Here is a 23981-nt window from a genome sequence, read left to right on the forward strand (position 1 = left end):
CGATGCGACCGGTTCTGGCATCCATAGTCCAGTCAGCCGTCGACGCCACCGGCGCCGAACGAGGCTGGCTGGTCACCATCGAGGGCGATACCGCCGTCGTCTCGGCCGCTGCGGGCGGCCCCGAGCCGGCCAGCAGGGTTGGCCAACCGGTGACACTTTCGGGCGCGGCGGGGTTGGCCCTGCAGGGCGGGCACGCGGTGGCGATCAACCCAGGCATCGGCGACACCAGCAACGTCGGCGCCGGCGGTCACGATTCGACCCCGTCCTCGATCCTGGCGGTTCCCTGCGGCGACGAAGAGGCCGTGGGCGTGCTCGAGGTGGTCGCCAAGGCCGGAGGCGCCCGCTTCAGCTTCGACGACGTCGAGTTGTGCACCCTGCTTGCGGGCATCGCAGGTGCCGCTCTCGACGACGACGGTGCGCGCACCGTGCCCAGTGCCGCTCAGCTGAGCAACGAGCTGAAGGCGCTCGAGTCTGCCGACCCGCAGCGCTATTCGCACGTCGCCGACGTGCTGGTCGCGTTGCTGGGGCTCTGATCATGACGTTGCGACCGGCGTGGAGCCGCGAATCTGCGGTGCTGAAGCTGCCTTTGGCGCCGATCGAACTGGGCGACATAGACCCCGAGTGGGGCTGGGGCGGTGCAGATGGCAGCGGGGCTCGTGTGGCGGTCATCGACAGCGGCATCGAGGCCGATCATCCGTTGCTGGAGGGGTGTGTAGACACCGACGCAGCGGTCGAGTTCACCGTCGACCCAGACGGCAACGTCGTACAGACCGACGGCCCTCACGACGACTCGTTCGGTCACGGCACCGCATGTGCGGGCATCATCCACAAGATCGCACCGGGTGCACGCATCACCAGCGTCAAGGTTCTGGGGCCGGGGCTTCGCGGCAAGGCCGCCGCTTTTGGTGCCGGGCTGTCGTGGGCGGTCGAGAACGGGTTCGACGTCATCAACCTGTCGCTGGGCACCCGCAAGCGAGACTGGGCGCTGGCGTTCCACGATCTGTGCGACCAGGCCTATTTCGGCGGGTCGTTCGTGGTGACGGCCGCCAACAACGTCGAGCGGCCCAGCTATCCGTCGCTGTTCGCGTCTGTCACCAGCGTGGCCTGCAACCTCAGCTCGGACCCCGACCGATTCCATTTCAACCCCGAGCCCCCGACCGAGTTCCTGGCGCCGGGCATCGACGTCGAGGTTCCGTGGCTGGGCGGGGGCACCACGGTCACCACCGGCAACTCGTTCGCCGCACCACACATCGCCGGGCGTGCTGCCCTGATCAAGTCGAAGCATCCCGAGCTGCGGCCGTTCCAGATCAAGACGGTCCTGTGGGCCACCGCCGCCAACGTCCGCGAGGCCGGCCGTCCAGAGGTGGCGGGCCGTCTCAGCCAGTTGATGAGCGGGGTCGTTCCCAGGGCTGCCACCAGATCGATGGTGGTGCGACCGGGCGTCTAGGCCCGGGGGCTGTCGATCAGCACGCTGTCGCCTCCGCGGCGTTTGGCGTCGTACATTGCCAGGTCGGCTTCGTGCAGCAGGTCTTCCAGCACGAACTCTCGTGCGTTGGATCCGTCGTGGATTGCAACGCCGACGCTGGATGTGACGGCGATGCCTTCCATCGTCGTGCGGACTGCGTTCCTGACCCTCTCGGCCACCTCCGACACGCGGTCGATGTCGCTGACGTCCAGCAACACGGCGATGAACTCGTCGCCGCCAAGCCGGGCCAGCAGGTCGTCGGTGCGCAGCGCCGAGCGCATCTTTGTGGCGGTTTCGCGAAGGATCCGGTCGCCGGCCTCGTGGCCCAGTTGGTCGTTCACCGCCTTGAAGCCGTCTAGGTCGACGAACAACACCGCGGCATGCCTCGACGCGCTCGATGCCAGCTTGCTGGCCAGGCCCTGGCGGTTCAACAGTCCGGTCAGAGAGTCGGTTTCGGCCAGGGTGCGTGCCATGTCGATCTCGAAGCGAGCCGCTGCCAGCTGCTGCTTTTTCGCATGACGCATGGCGACCAGCGCAGCGCTCAGCAGCGCAAGCAGCGACCCGATGACGACGATCATGGTTTCAGAAACGGCCGCCGACGAGCCGCCGTATCCCTGATCGGCGCCCACGGTCACCACCCATTCCAGGCCGGCCGCGGTCACCGTGTGCTGCAGTAGATGGTGACTGGCCATGGTGCCGTTGTCCGACTGAACGAACCTGCCGACCTCGCCCAGGTCGTCTCGGCCAGGCACGCTGAGGCTCATGTCCAGGGCTTGGGAGGTGGCGCCCACGGCCTGCTGCAACAACTCGCCCAGCCGGGTGGGCACAACTATGTAGGCCACCGTCTCGGCCCCGTCTCGCGACGGAACCGCCGCATAGATCAGGGCGTCGGTACCCACGATGTTCGACTCGTCGAGCGCCCCACCTTCAGCGATGATGCCCGTCAGCTGCTCGAGCATCGATGTGACTGTCTCGTTGTGGGCGAACACCACGCCCTGGTCGACATCGGGGAGTTCGATTCCCAGCATGCGCACAACCGTCGACAGTTCGAGCCCTTCGGGGCCCCGCTCGGAACCAGGAGCGGCGGGCGATCCGACCAACACCAGCTTGTCGCCTGCGGGCACCGGGCCCATCGTCCAGATCTTGAACTGGGGGTCGCCGTTGGCTCGGCGCCACTGCTCGAATTCGTCCGAGCTCTCGGCTGCCACGTTGGCGACTATCCCCGGCGGACTGAATGCGGGAAACCGCTCGTTGTCCCAGACCTGCTGGTTGTAGTCGACGATGACATCGGAGGGGGTGGGCCAGGTCAGTGAGATGAACTGCTCGAGATCGTCCACCCCAGCAAGGTGGCGGCCGATCTCGGCCTCGACCGCTGCCACCGCCTGCTCGGCGTCGGTCTGGAACCGGCTGGCAGCGTCGGCTTCGGCGCGATGCGAGACCATCGATGCCAGCGCAACGCTGACGGTTATGCCCAGTGCGACGATCGGGAAGGTGCGCCACAGCACGCGCCAACGCGCTCCTCGCCTCGTTGCCGCCTTGCCCATCGTCGCACCTCACCTGGTCCCGTCATGGACTTCGGACGACTAGGGCTTGGTCTTGAGATGTCTGATTGGCGGTCGGGCTGGCACTCGGTTCGGGCGATGCCCCAGCCGGCGGCGAAATTACGCACACCGGTCTTCAGCTTCTCTAGGCCGAGGAGCCCTTAGGGGTTCATCTTCGGGACCTCGGCGAGCTTGGCGAGGATCTCGAAGGTGGCGGGCCGGGTGCTGCTGACGATGTTCGAAAGGTTAGTTCGGGACTCGCCGATCTCGGCTGCGAGGTCAGTAACGCGCCACCTCTGGGTCTCCATCTCTCGGCGCAGAGTGGCGTGGCTAGCTCGCATGGTTCGGGAGAACACTGGAGGTCCCAGACCAACGCGACGATTCTGATGCCAAACGTGCGGGAGTTAGCAACGGTGTAACTGCAAGCGTCGGCGAGCTTGGTGTGTAGTTCTATTCCCTGACCTGGGGCAATGCTTGACGTTGCAGCATCTGTCGGCAACGGTTGCGTTCGTGGAAGATTCCGTGAAGCTGCGGAGATTGGCGGAAGCTGTCGAACGAAGGCGCCTGACCCTTGGGATGTCTCAGGAACAAGCGGCTGCTACCGGTGGCGTGAGCTCAAAGACCTGACGGATGGTCGAGACGCACGCGCAATCAGTGCGGAAGTCGACGCTTGTGGCTATCGACCGGGCGCTCGAGTGGCCGTTCGGCACGTCGCAGCGCATCCTCGAGGGCGACGAGCCGCCATCACCCGACGACGCCGGACCCGCGGCAGCGGTCGAACCGCCGGCGCTCGAGCTCGCAGCCCTGTCGGGGAAGATCGAGCAGCTCTCGGACGAAGATCGGAAGTATGTCGAGGACCTGGTGAACAGGCTCCTCGACCAGGGTTAGGAAGGAGCTGCCGCGGTGGGGAGCAACGAGGAGCTGCGCAAGACGGTACAGCTGGATGGCGGTCTTGAGTGGGGCAGTACCGCGGCTCAACCGCCTGAGGTGAAAGTCGTCGATTTTCGGGCGACCTTGCCGGGCATTCCTGAGCTTGTTGTGCGGTTCCAGGGAAACCAGGGCAGCGCAGAATTGCATATCGGGCATCGCTGTCAGCTGCTTCGGCTCACGGGTAAGGCTCCCGATCGAGTCACGATATCCGGCGGCGCAAAGGGTTCGGTCACCCTACTTGAGATGGTTGATCTAAGTGCGCGTAGCAACCCATCTGTCCATCTGAGCGTTGGCGGTCAGCTTGAGGTCGAATCGGCGACGGCCTTGCGGTCGAAGGTCAAAGTGAACCTTCATGTCCCGTCCCTCGTAGTTCAGGATTCGGAAGTCGAGCTCGTTTCCGTCGACGGGCCAACCCCGCCTCAAGTAGGTGTTGATGGGAAGAGCGTCTTGTCCGGTCATTCAACGGCAAGTGTGTTCGTCAATCCGTGCTCCAAGGTTGAGTGCTCCGCGACGCTTCGAGGCGAGATGTTGCTGGCAGCAGAGTCCACGGTCGTCTTGGCGGATGGCGCCAGCCTTGGAACTCTGAAAGCTGCCCCTGGTTCCGCCTACCCTCGAGTCATCGCGAGCGCTGTGGGCAACTCCAACGTCGGCCGGTCGGTGCGAGTTCTCGAGAATGTTCGCCTTTCCTCAGAGGGTCTGGGCCATGTGCACGTGGCCGAGAGGATTGAGTGAGTCGAGCTTGAGGTCCCGGGTCCAGTGAAGGTGGAACTCGGTCATGGCGCGGTCATGCGTTCGGTCTCGGGTCGGGTGAATCTCGGGTCGGCGCCGAACGCGACGGTTCAGGCCTTCGGGGCTGCTCCACTCGTGCTCGACGATCTTGGTGGCTCTGCCTGCCCCGGTGCGCGGATCTACGGGGTCAAGATCGATCCCCCGCTATCGTCGCGCGGGCTGCTCGACAGGCTGCGTGTCAGCGAAATGGACGTCTTTGAGCCAGCACTCGATGACCTCGTGAAATGGGTCGACGACGGCACGATCGACTTGAAGAACGTCGATCATCGCCAATGGACGCACGACCTTGCGCGACTCGTTCGGCGAACCACAGGAAGTGGCTCGCTGCGGACTGCTACCTCGTGGGCCTCGCATCGAGCACATCAATACGAGTGCACTGGACGGCTTGAGAAAGCCTTGGTCCTCGCTCACCGTTCGATGGGTTTCGGCCAGCGCGCCCGCCAGCCCGCTTCGGCTTGGGTGCTTTCCATGATCGCTGTCGCGTGCACATATCTGGCCTTCAGCGGGGACTACTCACTCGACATGTGCGACAGATCGGCGTGGGCGACCTTCGGTCGTCTGGTTGCCGAGACTCTCTTCCTTCCGACTGGGTGGGTTGGGATCGCTGGCCAGTCGACGAACACGGCTTTGCAGATTGAGGGTGTGTGGTTGAAGTTGGCTCGGCTGGTGGTTTCGGTGCCGTTTGCGTTTTTGGTGACGGCTCTCGTTCGGTTGGCTGGCGATCCGTTACGTTCGAGGTAGGGCCGAGTCTTGACCGACTCGCCAACACCGAATCCAACAATCGTTGTAAAATTTTTACGCTCGATGTAGTATCGCCTCATGGTGTCAAGGGAAGAACTTTCGCCGATCGGCGACCTCCTCGTTGATTGCTATCTGCGGACGCGTGACGAGTCGCTGAGATGGAGGTTCGAGTACGAACAGCCGCCTACGAACGATCTGCGTGGAGCGATGTTCCGGGCCCTCGTTCAGAAGAAGGTCCTAGACGACCCAGCTATGCGACTGGGTCAGGCGTACGCAGAATTCGGCAGAGTGCTGATTCAGCGCGCCGGCTCTCCAGACCTGTTGTTGCGCGCGAAGTCGACGGTTGCGATTGAGCGAGCTCTCAGGAACCCAGGTCGTTTGTTCGACCCCAACTCCTACCTTGAGAGTTCGACACTCATCGGAGCGTACGAGTTCAACCCGGAGGGTCTGGATCTGTACGTGGGAGATGCCCATCGACTTAGCGACCGGAAACGCCTCTACGTTGCCGGTGAGCTTGAGTTCGTCGGGACCTGGCAGTTCTTGGGTGATGACCCGACGCCCTTCGGCGGCGATGTCGCCGACGCTTTCGAAGAGCTTGGTGATGTGGACATCAACAGGGGTGAAGATCTGGGATGAACCGTCTTCGGGCGTACCGCCACTTGGAGGGTCTGAACCAAGAGGAGCTCGCTGAGATTCTTTCGGTTTCGACGCCGCTCGTCTCGAACATGGAGCGGGGAACCAGATCGGTAACCGTAGACCTGTCACCGATCGGCTACTCGGAGTCCCGCCTCAGACTTCCGTCGATGTCCAAGCCGCTGCATCGGCAGCGCGCCTCGACACCAGCGAAGGCCCGATACGAGGCCCATGAGCTGGTTCGCCTTGCCGGTGAAGTCTTCGGCGAACTGAGAGACGTAACACCTCGAACGCCGATCACGGCCATCGAGCGAGTGTCAGCGCCGAGCACCGTCGACGAGCTTGAGGAACTCGCCGTCGATACGCGGAGTCTGCTGCGGCACGAGGAGACCGGCCCGATTCACAAGCTCACTGCAGCGATCGAGAGGGCGGGTGTTTGCCTCGTGCCAATCGTCAGCGACGAGCGGATCTCGGGCTTGTCGTCTTGGGTCGACGGGGTGCCGGTGATCGGGGTCAACCCGAATCAACCCGGCGACCGATTCCGTTTGACGCTCGGCCACGAGCTAGCCCATCTGATGTTCCACACCAGGCCTACCGACCTGACCGAAAACGAAGCAAACCGGTTTGCTGCGGCGCTGCTCTTCCCTCTCGACGACTTCGAGGCAGCACTTCCTGATCGGCCAACGCTTCGAGACTTCGTCGAGCTCAAGTCGACGTGGGGGATCTCAGTTGCAGCGAGCGTTTACCGGGCTCACGAGATCGACCGGATCGATGACCAGCGTTACCGGGCCTTGCAGATCCAGATGTCAAAGTGGCGCAAGAATGAGCCGGCTCGATTCGACGCTACTCACGGAACCCTGTTCAACCGCCTTATCGAGGTCAACGGTGGCGTCAACGATGTCGCTCGGCGTCTCGGAGTCAACGCCAGCCATGTTCGACGGCTCACGAACTGGTCGCATTTGCGCGTCGTGTAACGCTGCTCGCTGCCACGCCCTTGGGTAAGACTGCGCCGCATGTCCAGGTGGAATCCGTGGCGGGCGTTGCGTGCTCGCGCGCATATCCGGTTTGCTCTCGATCATCTTCCGGGTGGTGCTGGCGGCGCGGTGTACGGCCGTTGGGTGATGACGCGGCGATCGTGATTGATCGTCGCACATCAACGAAGACCCACCGTGGTCGAACGGCGCGGCTAACGAAGTTCCTCGTGCGCCAACTGGACGAGCACCTCGTCGGCCACCCGGGCGGCCTGTTGTTCCGGGCCGAGCGCGGCGGGCCGCTCCGACATGTGACGTTCTACCGGCGCCAGTTCAAACCGGCTGTGCTCGAGGCGCGGTCGGTGCCTGACGGGTTGCGGTTCCACGATCTGCGGCACACGTGCGCGGCGATGCTGATCGCGTTGGGGGCGCATCCTCGGGCGGTGATGGAACGGCTCGGCCATAATTCGGTGACGGTGTCGCTCGATCGGTACGGGCATCTGTTCCATCCATCGATGACTCGCTCACCGATAGTCTCGACGAACTTCACCGTAGGAGCTCGTGAGCCTCGCGAGATCGAGCACAGCTGTCTCGACAATCTGCTCGCTGGTGCCTGAAGCGATCGTGCTGAGCCCGTTGCGCAGAGCGCTGAAGTCGTCATCGGACCGCTCGAAGAAGTCGATCGCTGCGGATGACAAAACTCGCCGGTCGAGGCTACGAGCCACAATCTGTTCGTGGTGCTGATCAAGAAGGCGGCGAACGACGAGCTTTGCAGCGTCTGAGCGAATCGCATTCGGGACAAAGTGTCTTGTCAGCGCTCCTTCAACAGCGAGAAGTATGAACAGGACAATTGTTGCCCCGCGGATAGGCATGTCGCCTCGAAGCAAGAGGGAGATTGCGACCGGTGCGGACCAGACGGCCAACGCGACTCTGAATGCGATGCCGGATTCGTAGGAGTCGCTGCGCTCCTCGATCGTGTCGACATTGAGCCCGAGGACTCGCGGCCATACGCCAAGATCCTCGCGCTCCTTCGGCCACTCTGTGCCGACTGCGAGCCTTGTCATGAAGTTGATGGGTATCTCGAACAGTCGGACGAGGAGCTGTCCGAAGAGCGCCGCAGTCGCGGCGACCAGAGCTAGTGTCGGACCGGACCCCAGCTGATCGATCCCGCTTGATAGCGTCAGCGGAACTCCACTGACTGGCTCGGCCTTTACTAGCCAGTCGCCCGCCCAAAGCCAGACGGTTATCACTACTGCAATTCCAGCGAGAGCGCGCGACTTAACCTCTTCGTGGTCACCTAGCAACCGCTCCACCGTTGGATCCCCCAGGGTCGGTCGCGGCCTGGCCGCGGTCTAGTGCTCAGCGTAATCCAGGCCAGCACCTGCGAACATGTGGTCTGACCTGGACTTTCGTTGGCGCCCCCGACAGGATTCGAACCTGCGACCTTGTCATTAGAAGTGACTTGCTCTATCCAGCTGAGCTACGGGGACGCAGCAATTGTAGTGATCGGCGCCGGGGCGAAGGTTCTCATTGAAGATGGCGATTCGAGAAGCACGCAGCCCGGTCCGAGAACCGGACCGGGCTGGTGGTGTGTCCCTGACGGCGGGCGGCATCCGTTGCAGGGACACGTACTGAGCTGGGCTGTCGAGCCCAGGTTTGGTCAGGCGCTGGCGCCTGACGCAGCGTCGGCCGGAGCTGCGCCGCCGGGCCCGAAGGCGCCCGGTCCGCCGCGGTGGCCGCCGGGGCCGCCGCGTTCGCCGCGGGCGGGCAGTTCGGCGTCGCCGTTGACGATGTCGGTGAGGCGCTGTTCCAGTTCGGCGGCGTCGAAGTTCTGGGCCCTGGGGCTGTCTGGGTTCTCGTCTGCCTTGGCTTGGGCGTCGGCGACGATCTGGTCGATGACGGTGTCGATGTCAACGCCTTGCTGGTCGGCCAGTTCGGCGATGGTGGCGCCTCCCTCGAGGGCCTCGCGGACCTCGGCTGGATCCATACCCAGCGCGTCTACCAGCGCTCGCAAGCCCTGGCCCGGCCCCCGGTGGCCCGGATGCTCGCGCACAGCGTCACCTGTGCCGGTGTCGTCGCCGGCGTCCTGGGCCCCGGCGACGGTGGTGCCGGCGAAGATCAGCCCGGGAAGAGCGATCGATGCGAGCAGTGCCTTCTTCTTGGTGGTGGTCTTCATTGCTGTCCCTTTCTGCGGGTCGACCGGTTTGTCGATGGGTTCATGGTCGAGGGCCAACATGAGTGATTCTTGAGATGAATATGAGAATCGCCTGAGAAACCTGAAATCATCGTGCGATGAGCAACCCACCACAGTTCGACACCATCGAGGTCGCAGCCGACGGGCGCCGCGGCTCGATCACCCTGAACCGTCCGCAGCACCTGAACCCGCTCTCCAGCCACACGCTTCGCGAGATCGCCGCTGCCGCTCTGTGGTTCAACACCCAGCCCGAGGTACGGGTGGTGGTGGTCACCGGCGCCGGACGGGCGTTCAGCGCCGGTGCCGACGTGTCGACCTTCGGCGGGTCCACCGCCGATGGGGTCGATCCGCGCGACGACGCAGACTCGGGCCGCATCATGGCCGAGGCCATGGAGGGCATGCGGGCGGTCAGCATCGCCCGCATCAACGGCGCATGCGTGGGCGGTGGCCTGGTGTTGGCCGCAGTATGCGACCTGCGCATCTGCGTCGACGACGCCTATCTGTCCATTCCCGAGATCGACCTGGGCATCCCGTTGGCCTGGGGAGGCATTCCGCGGCTGGTGCGCGAGATCGGGCCGGCGCTCACCAAGGAACTGGTCATGACCTGCCGGCCATTCTCAGCAGACGAGGCCAAGGCCGCAGGGTTCTTGAACCGTGTCGTCAGCCACGACGAACTGGACGACGTCGTCGAGGAGTTGGCATCCAGCCTGGCGGCCAAACCCCGCCACCCGGTGCTGTTGACCAAGGCCAGCGTCAACGCGGTCACCGAGGGCATGGTCGGCACCATGCGGCATTGGTCAGATGCCGACGGGCTGTTGATGGGCCTTCGCGACCCCGAAGGCAGGGCGTCGGCCCAGGCCTATCTCGAGAAGCTGCGGTCCAAGAACAAGTAGCTAGCTGGGCGACAGCCCCAGCTCCAGGGTGAACACGCCGGGCTCGTTCAGGCCCTGGGCCGTCACGAAGAACAGGGCGAAATCGGGTTCGCCGTCGGCGTCGGTTGGCGTGGCGAACCTCAGCCTGAAGCTGATGCGTTCGACGCCGTCGGCCAGCGCTTGTTCGACGGTGTCCAGCACATTGCAGCTGAGCTGCACGGCCGCGGGGTCGGCCTCGCAGGCAACCTCGTCGCCCAACGCAAGGCGCTCGTCTGGTGTCGGTGGGAACGATTCGTACTGCACCCGCACGGCGTTCAGCGGCCCCAGGTCTTCGAAGGGTGTTCCCTCGACTATCTGCATGGCGTGTGAGCGCAACTGGGCGCTGACCAGATCTGCACCGTCGAGCGACTGGACCTGGCTTAGGTCGAACGTGATGTAGATCTCGAGGCCCTCGCCCGGCGGCAGGTTGGGCGCCGATTCGTCGCCGACGATCAGTGTGGGTGCCGACGCCGTCGATTCGGTCAGGGTTGCACCCTCGAACACGCCGCCCTGGTTGGGCAGCACCACCCGATCTGCGGTGTCGAGCTGGGGTGCGGGGAACGGCGAGCGCACCTCGACCAGGTCGACGACGAAGATCAACGTTTCGTCCGGGCCGATCAGCTCGCCGGCGCCCGCCGGGCCATAGGCCAGGTCTGGGGGAATCACCAGCTCGCGCCGGCCACCCTCGCGCATCCCCTCGAACCCCAGGTGCCACCCCTGGATGACGCTGTCGTACCCCAGCACGAACTCGAATGGTTGGCCGCGGTCCCAAGATGCGTCGAACTGAACCCCGTCGGTGTAGCGGACTCCTACATATTGGGCGACGACCAGAGACCCAGCCTGGGCCTCGGCGCCATCGCCCAGGACGATGTCGTTGATGACCAGCTCGGCGGGCGCTGGTTCGGTGTGGACCGACACCACCGGCTTCGAGCCCAGGTCGACGTCGCCGATGATCGGTGCCGAAGAGGTAGTGGTGGTCACCACCGTTGTGGGGGGCACCGTCGTGGTGGTGGGCCCGGCCGACACGGTTGGGTCGGCGTCCTCGCCCGAACAGGCCGACGCCAGCAGCACCAGCGCCAGGGCCGCAGCGCCGCGGCCGATCAGAGTGCGTTTCATCCTGTGAGTACCTCGGCGGAAAGCGGACCCCCAAGGGTACGATTCATGCATGGCAACACAACGTTCAGCTGCAATTCTCGAGCGTCAGTCGTCCAACCCGATGTTGACGGGCAATGCCTTCAAAGAGCAGCTCGTCCAAGACCGACAGTCGGGCCCCATCACCGAGGGCACTTCCGTATCCGACACGTGGGCGGCGGTCGCTGCCACATTTGTCGTGTTCGCAGCCTCGTTCGGTGTGGGCTGGTGGCTTGCGGGCATCACCGCAGCCATGATCTTCGTCGGCATGATCGCCGGGCTCGGCATAGCGCTGTTCACGGTGTTCAAGCCCACCACCGCTGCCATCACCGCTCCGCTGTACGCGATTGCCGAAGGCCTGTTCGTCGGCGGTGTTTCGCGCTTCTATGAGGCCGAGTACAGCGGCATCGTGCTGCAGGCTGGTCTGTTGACCGCCGCCGTGTACTTCGGCATGTAGTTCATGTACGCGTCGGGCCGCCTGCGCCTCACGCCCAAGATGCAGAAGGTCATCATCACCGCCACGTTCGGCGTGTTCGCGGTGTACATGCTGAACCTGGTCATGCGGCTCTTCGGCGCCGAGGTGCCGTTCATCCACGACAGCGGCCCCGTGGGCATCGTCATCTCGCTGGTCATCGTCGGCATTGCGTCGCTGAACCTGCTGATCGACTTCGACTACATCGATCGGCTCAACCGCCAGCCCCACGAGCGTTGGCAAGACTGGTTCGCGGCCTTCGGCCTGCTGGTGACCGTGGTGTGGATCTACATCGAGATCCTGCGCCTGCTGTCCAAGCTTCGCGATTAGCCGAACGGGCCGGGCGGTCAGCCCGCCCGGCCTGCACACCTACAGGGTGAAGCGCATCCCGTTCACCAGCATCGCCGGCAGCCGGAACGACTCGGTCGAGCGGGCTCCGTAGCTGGAGGGGTCCAGCATCAACTCTGCGTCGCTGCCCAGCGCCTCGAGCTTGTCGCCCAACAGGGCAAACGCCGTGTCGTCGAAGCGCATCGGGGTAACCGGTGCCACGACCTCTCCGCCCTCGACCCAGAAGGTGGCGAAGCGGGTCATGCCCGTGAGGCGGCAGTTGCTGCGGTCGCTGAAATTCAGGTACCAGAGGTTCGGTACGTACAGGCCGGTGCCCAAGGCATCCATGGCGTCTGCGGTGTCGAGCGACCCAGGGTTCATGGCTATCGACGACGGTGCCTCGTAATCAGGCGCGCCGTTGGTGTCGACCTCGTATTCGCGCGCCGATCGAGGCGACACCAGGTGGTCTCGATATTGCCCTTCGACGATGAGCTGCACCTGGCTGGGCTTGGTGAAACCCTGCTCGCCGAAGTTGGGCGAGACCCCGTTGGCGACGTCCTCGATGATGGTGACAGCCGGCGACATCGTGCGGCCCTCGGTGGTCATCTTGATCAGGGGTGAGTCCATCGAACGGTGCGAACGCAGACCAAAGCCGCCCCACGACAGCATCGACATGATTTCGGATACTGCCGATGGGGCCAGGTAGGCGCGGTAATCGCCGGGCGCCAACTCGACCGGGGCGCGGCCCAAGGCCTCGAGTTGGCCGGTCTGCTGGGCGAGCTTGGCGGCGAACACGTCGGCCGACCAGTCGAAGCCCGCGTACTGCTGCTTGGTTGCCTTGTCGGCCCGCAGATAGACAGACCAGTCGAGGTTGAACGTGGTGCTCTCGAACCAGTTGCGCTGCCCCAGCGAACTGGCGAAGGCGCTGTACTGGCGACCCGCGGCCCAGATGCCCACCAGGTCGACGTCGGATGCGCTGGCCGTCACAAGGTCGACGATCTCTTTGCCGTCGGGAACACTGCCGGGGTTCGAGTGCGAGCTGGAGGCAGTGTCGGTTGCGTACATGAAGTACGGGTCGTCGGGCACCGTGGCCCTCTGGGCGCGCAGGGTGGCCACCGCACTGTCCAGCGCCGAGGTGTCGGTTTCGGCGTCGCCGCACAGCCCCAAAGTCATCGAGGTATGTCGCTGGCCCTCCGACAGGTCTATCGACGCGTACATCTGGCTGACAGAGCCGGCCTGGCGCACCTGCGAGTGGTTGAAGCGCACGAAGTCGCTTTCTTCACCCGACACCGAAACCAGCAACACCTCGCTGCTCGACAACTTCTGGGAAGCCTTGGAGACGAGCTGGTCCACGTAGTCGATGTTCACGACTCACCTCCGAAGACTTCGACGTCGGAGAACCGACAGGGGGGAGACGCGTGGCCCACCCATATGACCTGCGACGGTTCGCCCTTGCCGCAGTTGGGAACACCCATGACCTTGAACGTCGATGCGTCGCCGACACCGCTGAGACTGCGCCAAAACGTCGACGAAATGCCCCTGTAGCTGGGGTTGCGCACCACCGTGGTCAGCTGGCCGTCTTCGATCAGGGTTCCGCGCTCGCACGAGAACTGGAACTTGTTGCGGCTGTCGTCGATGGACCACGAGTTGTTCGTCTCGAGATAGATGCCCCGTTCGACGCTGCCGATCAGCTCGTCGAACGACGAGTCGCCCGGCTCGAGGTTGAGGTTGGCCATGCGGTCGATCGCCGGCCGGTTCCACGAGCAGGCCCGCGAGTTGGCCACGCCGTCCAGCCCGGCACGCTGCTGGCTGAGGCCACCGCCGAGGGGCCGTTCGAGGATGCCGTCGCGGATCAGGTGGGTGCGTTCGGCCGGGGTGCCGTCGTCGTCGAATTGATACGAGGCCAGCTCGCCACCAACCGTTGGATCGAACGTGACGTTCAGCAGCTCGGAGCCGTACTGGAAAGACCCGAACATGTCGACGGTGACGAAGCTCGTACCCGCAAAGTTGCGCTCGTCACCAAGAATGCGGTCGAGCTCGAGCGGGTGCCCGATCGACTCGTGGATCTGCAACACCATCTGGTCGGGGGCCAACACGACGTCTCTGACGTCGGTTGGGCAGTTGGGCGCCGACAGCAGCTCGAGGGCCTCCTCGACGATGCGCTGCGGTGCGTTGGCGAACCCGAACCGGTCCAGCACCTCGGCCCCGCCCTGGCCCATCAAGGAGAAGCCGCCCAGCGACCGAATCTGGGTTTGGCCGGCGTCGTGAGCCACCACCCGCATGTCTGGCATCAGCTGGTTCTGTGTCTGCTCGATGCGAGCGCCGGCGGTGTCGACGAACACGATCTCGATGATGCGGTCGGTGATCGACGTGTGAGCGTCGACGATGCGTTCGTCGTTGCGAAGCTGGCGGGTGGCATCGGCGACGATCTCGACCCGATCGGCCAGGCTCGACGCCTGCCACGGCTTGTCGACAGATGAGCGGTAGGTGCCGCTGGCGCCCGACGGGGCGGGTGTTGCGCCGGCGAAACGTCCGGCAGCGATGGCCGCCCAGCGCTTGGCGTTGTCGACCGCGGCCAGGATGGCGCTGTCGCTGGTGTCTGCGGTGGCTGCGTAGCCGCTGCCCCCGTTCATCCAAACCGTGACCATCACGCCCCGGTCATCGAACGAATGCACCGGCTCGACAACACCGTTTCGCACCATGACGCGTTCGTATCGCTCGGACATGGCACGTATCGAGCAATAGTCGACATCGGTGGGCAGCAGCGAGGCCAGCCGGTCCGTCAGCATCGGGTCTGTTGACATGGCTCAAGGCTAAGGGGTCGTGGCGGGCCTACGTAGACTGTCTGTGTGCAGCACGAGGTTCTCGAGGTCGAGGTCACCAGGGGTGGGCGAGTCGAATCGTTGCACCATGTTCACTGTGTGGTCGCCGATGCTTCGGGTGACGTGGTCGAGTCGTGGGGCGACGCCGACTTCGTGACCCTGCCGCGCAGCGCCGCCAAACCCATGCAGGCCGTTCCGCTGATCACCTCGGGTGCTGCCGACGAGCTTGGCCTCACCGACGTCGAGCTGGCCCTGGCGTGTTCCAGCCACAGCGGCGAGGTGGGCCACACCGATGCGGTCGAGGCGTGGTTGGGTGCGGTCGGCGCCGGCATCGAAGATCTCGAGTGTGGGCCCCACGCGCCCTACTACGGACCGGCCGCCGACGCCCTGGTTGCCGCCGGCCAGCCGTTCACCTCGCTTCACAACGACTGCTCGGGCAAGCACGCCGGGTTCATTCACACCGCGATCCATCTGGGCGAGCGGGTTCAGGGCTACATCGAACCAACACACCCTCAGCAGGTTCGCGTCACCAGGGCGCTGGCTGCCTTCACCGGGGTCGACCCCACCGTCAACGCGCCCGGCATAGACGGGTGCGGCATTCCCGTGTGGGCGTTCCCGCTGCGTGCGTTGGCGACGGGGTGGGCCCGAATGCAGGCAGGCGGGGTCGATCCAGCCTCTGACGCAGCCGCGTTGCGCCTGCTGGACGCAATGGTCAGCCAGCCGTGGTACGTGGCCGGAACGGACAGGCACTGCACCAAGGTGATGTTGTCTTATGGCCGCAGGGTCGCGGCCAAGACCGGCGCCGAGGGCGTGTTCTGCGCTGTCGACCGCGACACGGCGACCGGCGTGGCGGTAAAGGTGCTCGACGGTGCGAGCCGAGCCGCCGAGGTGGCCATCGATCACGTCCTTGCACGCGTAACCCAGCGCCAGGCGCCCAGACCGGCCGTCTTGAAGAACTGGGCCGGCGCCGAGGTCGGCGAAGTCCGCGTCAGGCCGCGCTGAACCCGTCGCTCAGATGGCGAGCGAGCGCTTGCCCGCCATGAACCGTTCGGCCATCACCATCAGAACGGTCCAGTAGCCGTCGCTGGGCACCAGGTGGTGCCGCTCGATGGTTCTGGTCTGGGGCCGGGCTTGCGGGTGGCCGGCGTCGAGCACCCCGTCGACCGTCAGCGTCGCCTGCTCGCCGTGCAGCAGGCCTAGCAGCCCCTCGATGGGGGCGTCGAACACACCCTCGACCTCCTCGGGCTGAACCCGATACTGCGACAGCGGCCTGTCGTCGCGAAGCAAGAACGCGTGAACCATCTCGCGGTTCAGACGCCCTTCTCCGCTGTCGTCGACCAGCCGCCTGACGCCCAGCTCTACCAGCGCCGAGACGTCGGGGCGCACTCCCAACTCCTCGTCCAGCTCGCGCAGGCCGTCTATCGGAGTTTCGCCCGCGGCCAGGTGACCGGCCGACGACACGTCGAGCAGCCCGGGAAATGCGGCCTTGTGTCGAGATCTGAGCTGCAGCACCGCGGTCGCAACGCCAGACCTGTCGGCCACGATCTGGCAGTGGAACACCGGGTGCCACAGGCCCTGCTGATGCACCTGGTCGCGAGGCAAAGAGCCCGTGCGGTTGCCCGCCTCGTCGTAGACGTCGAGGATCTCGACGCCCGCAGGCGTGTCGGTCATCTCGGCCGAGTCGTCAAACCGCGCCGACCAGTGGGGCGAGTTTGTCGAACGCTTCCTTGACCTCGTCGGGCGAGCCTTGGGGCAGGCCCAGAACGGCACGCTTGATGCCGAGCGCAGCCAGCTCCTCGAGATGTTCGACCGTCGGCTTGGCGAAGAACACGCCGAACTCGATCGAGTCTGGGTCGCGGCCGGCGTCTTCTGCGGCCTGGCGTATCTCGCCGACCTTGCCGGTGAAGTCGTGGCGGTTGCCGATGGGCATCCAGCCGTCGCAGTACTCGACGATGTCGCCGATGGTGCGAGGCCCGGCTGCGCCGCCCAGGATGATTGGCGGACCACCAGCCTGCTTGGGCTTGGGCCACGACCAAGACGGTTCGAAGCTGACCCAGGCTCCGTCGAACGAAGCCTCGTCCTCGGTCCAGAGCTGCTTCATCGCCAAGATGCGTTCGCGCATGATCTCGCGCCGGTCGGTGTACTTCACGCCGTGGTGGGCGAGCTCTTCTTTGTTCCAGCCGTAGCCGACACCCAAGAGCACCCGCCCGTTGGAGATGTAGTCGAGCGTCGCGACTTCCTTGGCCAGCCAGATCGGATCGCGCTGTGCCACCAGGGTTATGCCGGTTGCCAACTTCAGGTTCTCGGTGACAGCCGCAGCGGCAGCCAGCGCCACGAACTGGTGGTGAGAGCGCCAGTACTCCTGTGGCAGTGGCGGCGCACCCTCGCGACCGCCCCACGGCGTGCGCCGGCTGACAGGGATGTGGCTGTGTTCTGGAAACCAAAGGCTCTCGAACCCACGCTCCTCGGCGTGGCGCGCCAGATCGATCGGCTGCATGGTGAGGTCGGTCGGAAAGATCGAGACACCGATTTCCATTGCTGGTTCCCCCTGGGTGGACGTAACGCGTCGTTGGTCGCCGACGATAGCGACTCGTGGGCGTTCAGCCGGTTTTGGGGGTTCGTGCGGGCCCGCCGACCGCTATCGTGTCTGCGACCGGGATGTGGCGCAGCTTGGTAGCGCACCTGCTTTGGGAGCAGGGGGTCGGGAGTTCAAATCTCCCCATCCCGACGTATCGAAAACGTCCCCGCGGGGACGTTTTCGTCGTTTTCGCTTGCGTCCTTCCTGATCTGGAGGCCCGTTTGCGCCGGATTCCGGGGGAGAGTCGCCTCCAGATCTGAGGCGGGCGTCGTTATCGAGGGTTTGGGCAGGTCACCTGGGCGAAGGCCTGGTTGTCGGAGCCGATGAGGAGGACGTCGAAGCCTCGAATCCCGGGGTTCGATCGGCGTTCTCGCCGGCGTGCAGGTCGCCTGGAACTAGTTCGTGATCAGCACGGCGTGGTCGGGGGCGAACTCGATCATTGCGGGGCCGGTCAGCCCGTTGGCGCCCGGCGCAACAAAGGTGTCGACATATGCACCGGTGGTGCCGTCGTAGCGGAACACTCCGCCGCCACCATAGTTGGACACATACAGGAGTCCGTCTGGGCCAAACGCCAGACCTGACGGGTCGGTCAGCGCCGGCGACCCGCCGGCGGGAACGAAGGCATCGATGAAGGCTCCGGAAGACCCGTCGAACCGCAGTACCGCATCCGAGCCGAGCGAGGCGACGTAGAGGTTGCCGTCGGGGCCGAAGGCCATCTGCTCGGGCTTGTCGAGCCCGCCGGATCCGCTGGCGACGAAGGTGACCCCGGAAAGTGCATCTGCCGATGGGAAGCGTCTGACGAGATCGTCCGCGTAGCTGGCCACATAGGCATCGCCGTTGCCGTCGAACTCGATCGCATGGGGGTCGGTGGCGCTGGATGTGAAGTCGCCGATCCACGTCCCGGTGGTGTTGTACTGCTTGACCTCGTTGCTGCCGCCGCTTGCAACCCACAGGCTCCCGTCCGCAGCGATGGCGATGCCGCCCGGCTGGGACAGACCCCCCGAGCCTGCGGTTATGAACTCGCCCTGGGCGACATAGCCCGCGTCGAAATAGACCACGTTGTTCGAACCCTCGTTGCTGACGAGTGTGCGTCCCTGAGGTGCTGCCAGAGGCTGCACCGGCTTGTCGCCCGTCGGGAGGGCTTGGATGAAGTCGCCCGTGGTTCCGGCGAAGCGGAAGAGTTGGTCCTGGTCGTAGCCGGCGACCAGCAGATCGGCCTCGAACCATCGGCCGTCTTCGTCGGTTGCCGAGACGGCGATGGGCTGGAAGCCCTCCGTCTGGTAGGTGTGGCTGACCGCTCCGCCCATCCCCGAGTAGGTCGAAATGGTCCCGTCGCCCCAGTTGACGATCCATTGCGCGACCGAGTCATCGCCCGGGTCGCTTGCGGCGAGAGTGATCGAGTACGCCTGGCCAACGGTGCCGAAGCTGTCGCCCGACACGGTCAGCGTGGGTGCGGTGTTGTCGATGGTCAGTGACGCAGTCGACTCGAGCCCGCTGGCGGTCACGCTCACCGTGTAGACGCCGTCGTCGTCCAGGCCCAGCCCGGACAGGGTCGCCCAATCGACCGTGGGGTTCTGGCCCGACACGTCGGGGGTGTCGTCACCGTTCAGGTCCCACGACCACGAGGCTCCGGCAGAACCGCCCGAGGCGCTGAGAACCAGCGAGTCTCCCTCAGACATCAGGTACGGCCCGCCCGCGTCTGGCGGGAGGGCATTGTTGTCGCTGCCCGGGCTGGATGGGCGCCCGGCGACTACGCCGTTGCTGGTTGTGGCGACCCAGCCGGCGCACCGTCCGCTGGCTTCGTCAGAGCCGGTCGGCTCCCAGCAGGCGCTGTCGTCGCCGTCGACCCCATTGGGGGTCAGCGAAACCGAAGTGGTCCCTGGCGCCAACGAAGCCCGATGTGTGTCGTCCCACATGTCCAATCCCGCTGGCGGAAGGTCGATAGCCGAGCCGGTGCCGAACACGACGATGTCGACCAGGTGGTTGTCGGCCTCGAGCAGCCACACGTCGTCGCCCGTGGCGCTGAGCTTCGTGGATGTGGACCCGACCGTGTACTCGAGGACATCGTCCGAGTCGATCACCGGGCTGGCTGCCGTCAGGCGGTTCAGCCATATGACCGCGTACGAGCCCGGCGCCAGCGTCGATGGCTGACCGCGGCTGTCGGTGGCCGGGAAGGTCCAAGCCAGGTCGCCGTCGAAGCCACTTCGGTAGTCGTCGTCCCACAGTTTCCAACCGGTCAAGTCGATGCTGGCGCCGCTGGTGTTGTAGAGCTCGACGAATTCGTTGTTGTCGAGGATCTGGTGCGGCATCACCTCGTTGATGACGATCGAGCCGGCCAAGTTCGATTCTGCATACAGCCCCACGACCAGCTCGATCGTCACCGATCCCTGCATGGCGGGTTCGCCGTCGTCGGTGGCTGTGACCTCGACGTCGTAGGTGCCCTCGGCGCCGTCGGCCGGTGTGCCCGACAGAACGCCAGTAGGCGATACCACAACCCCGCTGGGAAGGCCCGACGCAGCGAAGGTGACGTTGTCGCCGTCGATGTCTTGCCATGTGAGGGTCAGCGGGGTCATCGGCGTCTGCTCGGCGCCGAAGACCTGGCCGGGGTCGTCGACTGTCGGAGCGTCGTTGCCGGCGAGCACCACCAGGGTCACGGTCGCCTCGTTGGAGGTCTGGCCGGCCGAGTCGTCGAACGTGTAGGTGAACCCGGTTGTTCCGTGCCAGTTGCTAGGAGGCAGGTACTAGAAAGTTCCGTCGCCGTTGTTGGTCAGGGTGCCTTGGGGAGGGGAGGCGACGACGACGATTGTCGACGGGTCGAATCCCCCGTCTTCGGGGTCGCTGTCGTTGTCGAGAACAGACCCGGTGGTCAGGGGCACGTCCTCGTCCGTGGTGAACGAGGGCCCCGAGTCGGAAGCCGCGGTGGGTACCTCGTCCACGTCGGTGACGGACACCGTTGCGTTCGTGGTGGTCGTCGCCGAGCCGTCCGAGGCGCTGATGGTGAGGGTGTAGCTGGGCTGGGCCTCGAAGTCGACCGAGCCCGCCACGACGATGCTGCTTCCGCCCGCAATGGCAAATACGCCACCGGTGTTGCCGCTGGCGATGGACACCACGACGTTGTCGCCATCGACATCGCTGGCCGACACGCTCGCCACCACGGTGCCCGGCGCGGCGTTCTCGGTGACGTTGGGCAATGCCGAAACCGTGACCGTCGGCGTGTCGTTGACAGGCGTGACCGTCACGCTCACCGTCGCCGACACGGGCGAGTTGACTCCGTCGCTGATCGAGTACGAGAACTGGTCGGTGCCGTTGAAGTTGGCCGACGGCGTGTAGACCACACGATTGTTGGTGACTGCAGTCGAGCCGTTCTGCGCCCCCGACGCAGCCGTGACCGTCAAGGTGTCGTCGTCTGCGTCTTCGTCGTTGGCGAGAACGTCGATGGTGATGTTGGAATCCTCGGCGGCCGTCGCGGTGTCGCCTGCCGCGCTGGGGCGCAGGTTGGGAGCGGTGGTGGTTGTCGCAGCTGTCGTGGTTGTGGTCGTCGGCGCCGCAGTGGTCGTAGTCGCTGGCCTGGTGGTGGTCGTGGTCGTTGGCGCCGTGGTGGTCGTGGTCGTTGGCGCCGTCGTGGTTGTCGTCGTGGTCGTGGTGGTTGTTGGCGGCTCGTCGGCGCGGGGCAGATTGGGGGCGACGATCTCGATGGTCACGACCGCCGTCGACCGTTCGCCTTCGGAATCGACGATGGTGTACTCGATCGAATCGGTACCCACGAAGCCGGGCTCTGGCTCATACACGATGCGCCCGTTGACCAGCCGCGCGGTGCCGTTGGCTGGGCGACCGACCGATTCGATGGCAACCTCGTCGCCGTCGGCGTCGAAGTCGTTTGCGACGACGTCCAGGGTCGTCGAGCGTTCGGCCTCGCCCCGTACCCGATCGGCGCTGGCCCGTGGGGCGTCGTTGACCGCTTCGATAGTCAGCTCGACCTGACCCGCCGAACACTGGCCCTCGGGCAGGCACGCCTCGACCCCGATCGCGTCGGTGCCGTAATAGTCGGGCTCGGGTGTGTATTCACCGCTGACCTGCCACAGGCCGTCTTCGCCGCGGGTCGGCGAAGCGACTGCGTTGAACGACCCGTGCTGTGGGGTTCCCCACACCAGCGAAGGTTCGCCGGTGGCGTCGATGTAGACGGTCAGCGCGGCCGACTCGTCCTCGGCGAGCGTGACCGCAGCCTGGTGGACCTCGACGATCACCGGTGCCGCGTCGGCCGCATCTATGGGCGCGGCGCTGGGTACCACGCCCGTGACCACAGATACAGCGACGCCGGTGGCCGCCGCAGCGGTGGAACCACCCGACACCAGACCCGTTGCCAGCGGTATGTGGGCCTCTGCCGTGCCGAAGAAGTTGGCCAGCCAGGCCAGCGGGCCGCCGACGGCCCTGACCCGCCCCAGGCTGAGGTTCAGGAAGGCTCGCACCATCGCCGGGTCGAACTGGGTTCCAGAGCACTCGGTCAGCTCGTGACGGGCTGCCTCGGCAGACAGGGGCTTCTTGTAGCTGCGGGCGCTGGTCATGACGTCGTACGCGTCGGCCACGGCAACGATTCGTCCGGCGAGGCTGATGTCCTGCCCGCCGATCTTGTAGGGGTATCCCTTGCCGTCGTAACGGCAGTGATGCTGGTCTGCGGCGTGCACCCAGTCGCCCAGCCAGCCCCGAAGCGGCTCCAGGAACCGCATCGAGTTGCCGGGGTGACCCTGCAGAATCGCCCACTCCTCATCGGTGGGCTTGCGATCTGCGTTCAGAATGTCGGAAGGAACCGTCAGCTTGCCGACGTCGTGCAGCAAGGCCGCCCACCGCAGCTTGTTCATGTCGTCGGCGGAGAGGCCGATCTCCTCGCCGATCAGCTCCGAATAGGCCCTGACACGTTCCGAGTGGCCTCTGGTCAGGCGGTCGTGCTGGTTCAGTTCCTTCAGCAGCTGCACCAGGTACTCGCCGTGCAGGGTCTCTGCTGTCTGCTCGCCCCTAGCCGCTGCTTCTTCTATCGAGCGCAGCATTGCTCTGGAGTTCGAGCTGCGAAGTGTGGCCTTCGAGCGAGATGGGGCCTGGTCGGGGAAGACCAGGGTGAGCTTCATGAGGGCGACCAGGGGAGCAAACCGGCGCAGGAACCTGGTCAGCGCGTGGACGATCAGGTTCGCCGCAACGAACATGACGGCTGTCCAGATCCAGCGGTTGATTCCCAGTCGGTACGGGGGGATCAGCCACCCGGCCAGATACACAAACGCGGCCGCGGCCACGATGGGCAGCAGGAAGATCGCCACGCGCAGAGCGCGCGCAACGTTTGGACGCGCCTTCCACTGCTCGACCTTTGCAGTGTGGCGTTCGGTTCCCTGTGTGGGCCCCTTGGACGACACACGTTCCCGATCGGCGAAACCGGCCTGGGTGCAAGGAAACCCGACGCTTTTTGAACGAATGTTCAATGGCCTGGATTCGTTAAGAACTCGGCAAGGAGTCTTGTCGAAGGGTTAACGATCGCCCGAAGCGGAACGATCACACCAGCAAGGGCATTTCCATGTCTCGAAACCGGCCTGATTGGGCCGGGCAGACAAGGAGAGACAGATGAGCTTGTTCAAGGCGTTCGCACTGGCGGTTGTGCTGGCCGTGGGTGCAGCTGCGTGCGGCGACTCGTCCGACGACGCGTCGACCACCACCGAGACCCCAACCAGCCTCGCCCCGGCCCAGGACTCGACGGCTGACGAGATGGCCGATGACATGGCCGATGAGATGTCTGATGACGAGATGGCCGATGACATGGCTGACGAGATGACGGCGACCACGTTCACCATCCACATCGAGAACGTGTCGGAAGGGGCCGATGTGCCGACTCCCTTCGCCCCGGTCGTGGCCTACGCGGGTCACGGGCCGAACCCGATCTTCGCAGTCGGTGAGACTCGCAAGGCGGCCGGGCTCGAGGCACTGGCCGAAGACGGCGACCCTGCATTGCTCGCCGAGACCATCGGCGGCGTTGTTGGTGCGGTGCCAGACAGCGGCACCGAGCCAGGCCCGGCCTTGCCCGGCGACGGCTATCGCCTGTCGATCGAAGGCCACGAGGGCGACTCACTGAGCCTGGCGTTCATGTTCGTACAGTCGAACGACTGGATCTTTGCCATCGATGCACTGTCGCTCTACGAGGACGGCATGCCCATGGATGGTGACATCACCGACTACGTGATGATCTACGACGCCGGCACCGAGGCAGATCAGCCCATCGGGGAAGGCGCCGATCAGGCACCCCGCCAGGCCGGCCCCAACACCGGCGATTCCGACCCTGACGAGACCGTGCGCCTCGTGGGACCCGCCACCGGCCTGGTCCAGGTGACCATCCACGCCGGAGACATGATGGAAGACATGTCAGAAGAGGGCTGAGACCCAAATCGGAACGATTTCGGAACTCCGCGGGTTTGGGTGGTGTCTGGACCCGCGGAGTCCGA

20 protein-coding genes, 2 tRNA genes and 1 pseudogene are annotated in these 23981 nt (G+C 65.1%); 11 read left to right on the top strand and 12 right to left on the bottom strand.

The genetic code is table 11. The features are described 5' to 3' along the window. Positions 1-2 precede the first annotated feature (2 nt). Both R2770_18000 and R2770_18005 read left to right on the top strand, forming a co-directional pair. Complete coding sequence (locus tag R2770_18000; GenBank protein ID MEZ5282359.1) at positions 3-533, top strand: GAF domain-containing protein; 531 nt, start codon at positions 3-5, stop codon at positions 531-533. Positions 534-535: 2 nt separating this feature from the next. Then, on the top strand, positions 536-1447 hold the full coding sequence (locus tag R2770_18005; protein ID MEZ5282360.1) for a S8 family serine peptidase: 912 nt from the start codon (positions 536-538) through the stop codon (positions 1445-1447). On the opposite strand, the gene R2770_18010 is transcribed toward R2770_18005, so the two are convergent. Next, positions 1444-3009, bottom strand: a complete 1566-nt coding sequence (locus R2770_18010; GenBank protein MEZ5282361.1) for a GGDEF domain-containing protein — start codon at positions 3007-3009, stop codon at positions 1444-1446. The genes R2770_18005 and R2770_18010 overlap by 4 nt on opposite strands. Positions 3010-3660: 651 nt before the next feature. Here R2770_18010 and R2770_18015 point away from each other — a divergent pair. From R2770_18015 to R2770_18030, 4 genes are all read left to right on the top strand, one after another. Beyond that, complete coding sequence (locus R2770_18015) at positions 3661-3894, top strand: hypothetical protein (protein ID MEZ5282362.1); 234 nt, start codon at positions 3661-3663, stop codon at positions 3892-3894. Positions 3895-3909: 15 nt separating this feature from the next. Further along, positions 3910-4668 carry a hypothetical protein gene (locus tag R2770_18020; GenBank protein MEZ5282363.1) on the top strand — a complete coding sequence of 253 codons (759 nt, stop codon included), beginning with the start codon at positions 3910-3912 and terminating at the stop codon, positions 4666-4668. A gap of 876 nt (positions 4669-5544) precedes the next feature. Beyond that, the gene (locus R2770_18025) at positions 5545-6102 is read left to right on the top strand and encodes a hypothetical protein (protein MEZ5282364.1); all 558 of its coding nucleotides are present in this window, start codon (positions 5545-5547) and stop codon (positions 6100-6102) included. A 167-nt stretch (positions 6103-6269) separates the two neighbouring features. Further along, positions 6270-7073, top strand: a complete 804-nt coding sequence (locus R2770_18030; GenBank protein ID MEZ5282365.1) for an ImmA/IrrE family metallo-endopeptidase — start codon at positions 6270-6272, stop codon at positions 7071-7073. A gap of 212 nt (positions 7074-7285) precedes the next feature. Here R2770_18030 and R2770_18035 read toward each other — a convergent pair whose 3' ends face one another. From R2770_18035 to R2770_18050, 4 genes are all read right to left on the bottom strand, one after another. Further along, positions 7286-7534 carry a hypothetical protein gene (locus R2770_18035; GenBank protein ID MEZ5282366.1) on the bottom strand — a complete coding sequence of 83 codons (249 nt, stop codon included), beginning with the start codon at positions 7532-7534 and terminating at the stop codon, positions 7286-7288. A gap of 60 nt (positions 7535-7594) precedes the next feature. Continuing rightward, positions 7595-8383 (bottom strand): hypothetical protein, encoded by a 789-nt coding sequence (locus tag R2770_18040; GenBank protein ID MEZ5282367.1) that lies wholly within the window; start codon positions 8381-8383, stop codon positions 7595-7597. A 100-nt stretch (positions 8384-8483) separates the two neighbouring features. After that, positions 8484-8560: transfer RNA gene (locus R2770_18045), tRNA-Arg, on the bottom strand. Positions 8561-8730: 170 nt separating this feature from the next. Then, positions 8731-9246, bottom strand: coding sequence for a hypothetical protein (locus R2770_18050; GenBank protein MEZ5282368.1), 516 nt, complete (start codon positions 9244-9246; stop codon positions 8731-8733). A 116-nt stretch (positions 9247-9362) separates the two neighbouring features. Between R2770_18050 and R2770_18055 the strand changes: the two genes are divergently transcribed. After that, positions 9363-10157, top strand: a complete 795-nt coding sequence (locus R2770_18055) for an enoyl-CoA hydratase/isomerase family protein (GenBank protein ID MEZ5282369.1) — start codon at positions 9363-9365, stop codon at positions 10155-10157. On the opposite strand, the gene R2770_18060 is transcribed toward R2770_18055, so the two are convergent. Further along, positions 10158-11291 (bottom strand): FKBP-type peptidyl-prolyl cis-trans isomerase, encoded by a 1134-nt coding sequence (locus tag R2770_18060; protein ID MEZ5282370.1) that lies wholly within the window; start codon positions 11289-11291, stop codon positions 10158-10160. A 100-nt stretch (positions 11292-11391) separates the two neighbouring features. Between R2770_18060 and R2770_18065 the strand changes: the two are divergent. Next, a pseudogene (locus R2770_18065) lies at positions 11392-12108 on the top strand (Bax inhibitor-1/YccA family protein). A 39-nt stretch (positions 12109-12147) separates the two neighbouring features. Here R2770_18065 and R2770_18070 read toward each other — a convergent pair. Continuing rightward, positions 12148-13473, bottom strand: a complete 1326-nt coding sequence (locus R2770_18070) for a metallopeptidase TldD-related protein (GenBank protein MEZ5282371.1) — start codon at positions 13471-13473, stop codon at positions 12148-12150. Beyond that, a complete protein-coding gene (locus R2770_18075; protein ID MEZ5282372.1) occupies positions 13470-14909 on the bottom strand; it encodes a TldD/PmbA family protein in 1440 nt (479 codons plus the stop codon). Before R2770_18075 ends, R2770_18070 begins: the two co-directional genes overlap by 4 nt. Before the next feature lie 45 nt (positions 14910-14954). On the opposite strand from R2770_18075, the gene R2770_18080 reads away from it, so the two are divergent. Beyond that, on the top strand, positions 14955-15929 hold the full coding sequence (locus R2770_18080) for an asparaginase (protein MEZ5282373.1): 975 nt from the start codon (positions 14955-14957) through the stop codon (positions 15927-15929). Positions 15930-15938: 9 nt separating this feature from the next. Here R2770_18080 and R2770_18085 read toward each other — a convergent pair whose 3' ends face one another. Next, entirely contained in the window at positions 15939-16598 is a 660-nt protein-coding gene (locus R2770_18085) for an NUDIX domain-containing protein (GenBank protein MEZ5282374.1), read from the bottom strand. Positions 16599-16611: 13 nt separating this feature from the next. After that, a complete protein-coding gene (locus tag R2770_18090; protein MEZ5282375.1) occupies positions 16612-17463 on the bottom strand; it encodes an LLM class F420-dependent oxidoreductase in 852 nt (283 codons plus the stop codon). A gap of 118 nt (positions 17464-17581) precedes the next feature. On the opposite strand from R2770_18090, the gene R2770_18095 reads away from it, so the two are divergent. Beyond that, a tRNA-Pro gene (locus R2770_18095) sits at positions 17582-17655 on the top strand. Positions 17656-17900: 245 nt separating this feature from the next. Here the strand turns inward: R2770_18095 and R2770_18100 are convergent. Then, positions 17901-20159: a lamin tail domain-containing protein gene (locus R2770_18100; protein MEZ5282376.1), complete on the bottom strand. Its 2259-nt coding sequence runs from the start codon at positions 20157-20159 to the stop codon at positions 17901-17903. 87 nt (positions 20160-20246) lie between these two features. Beyond that, positions 20247-22904: a tandem-95 repeat protein gene (locus tag R2770_18105; protein MEZ5282377.1), complete on the bottom strand. Its 2658-nt coding sequence runs from the start codon at positions 22902-22904 to the stop codon at positions 20247-20249. Between the two features lie 205 nt (positions 22905-23109). On the opposite strand from R2770_18105, the gene R2770_18110 reads away from it, so the two are divergent. Continuing rightward, entirely contained in the window at positions 23110-23916 is an 807-nt protein-coding gene (locus R2770_18110) for a spondin domain-containing protein (protein ID MEZ5282378.1), read from the top strand. The last annotated feature ends 65 nt before the right edge of the window (positions 23917-23981 follow it).

Source organism: Acidimicrobiales bacterium, from assembly GCA_041394185.1.
In the GTDB taxonomy this organism is placed as follows: domain Bacteria; phylum Actinomycetota; class Acidimicrobiia; order Acidimicrobiales; family Poriferisodalaceae; genus JAAETH01.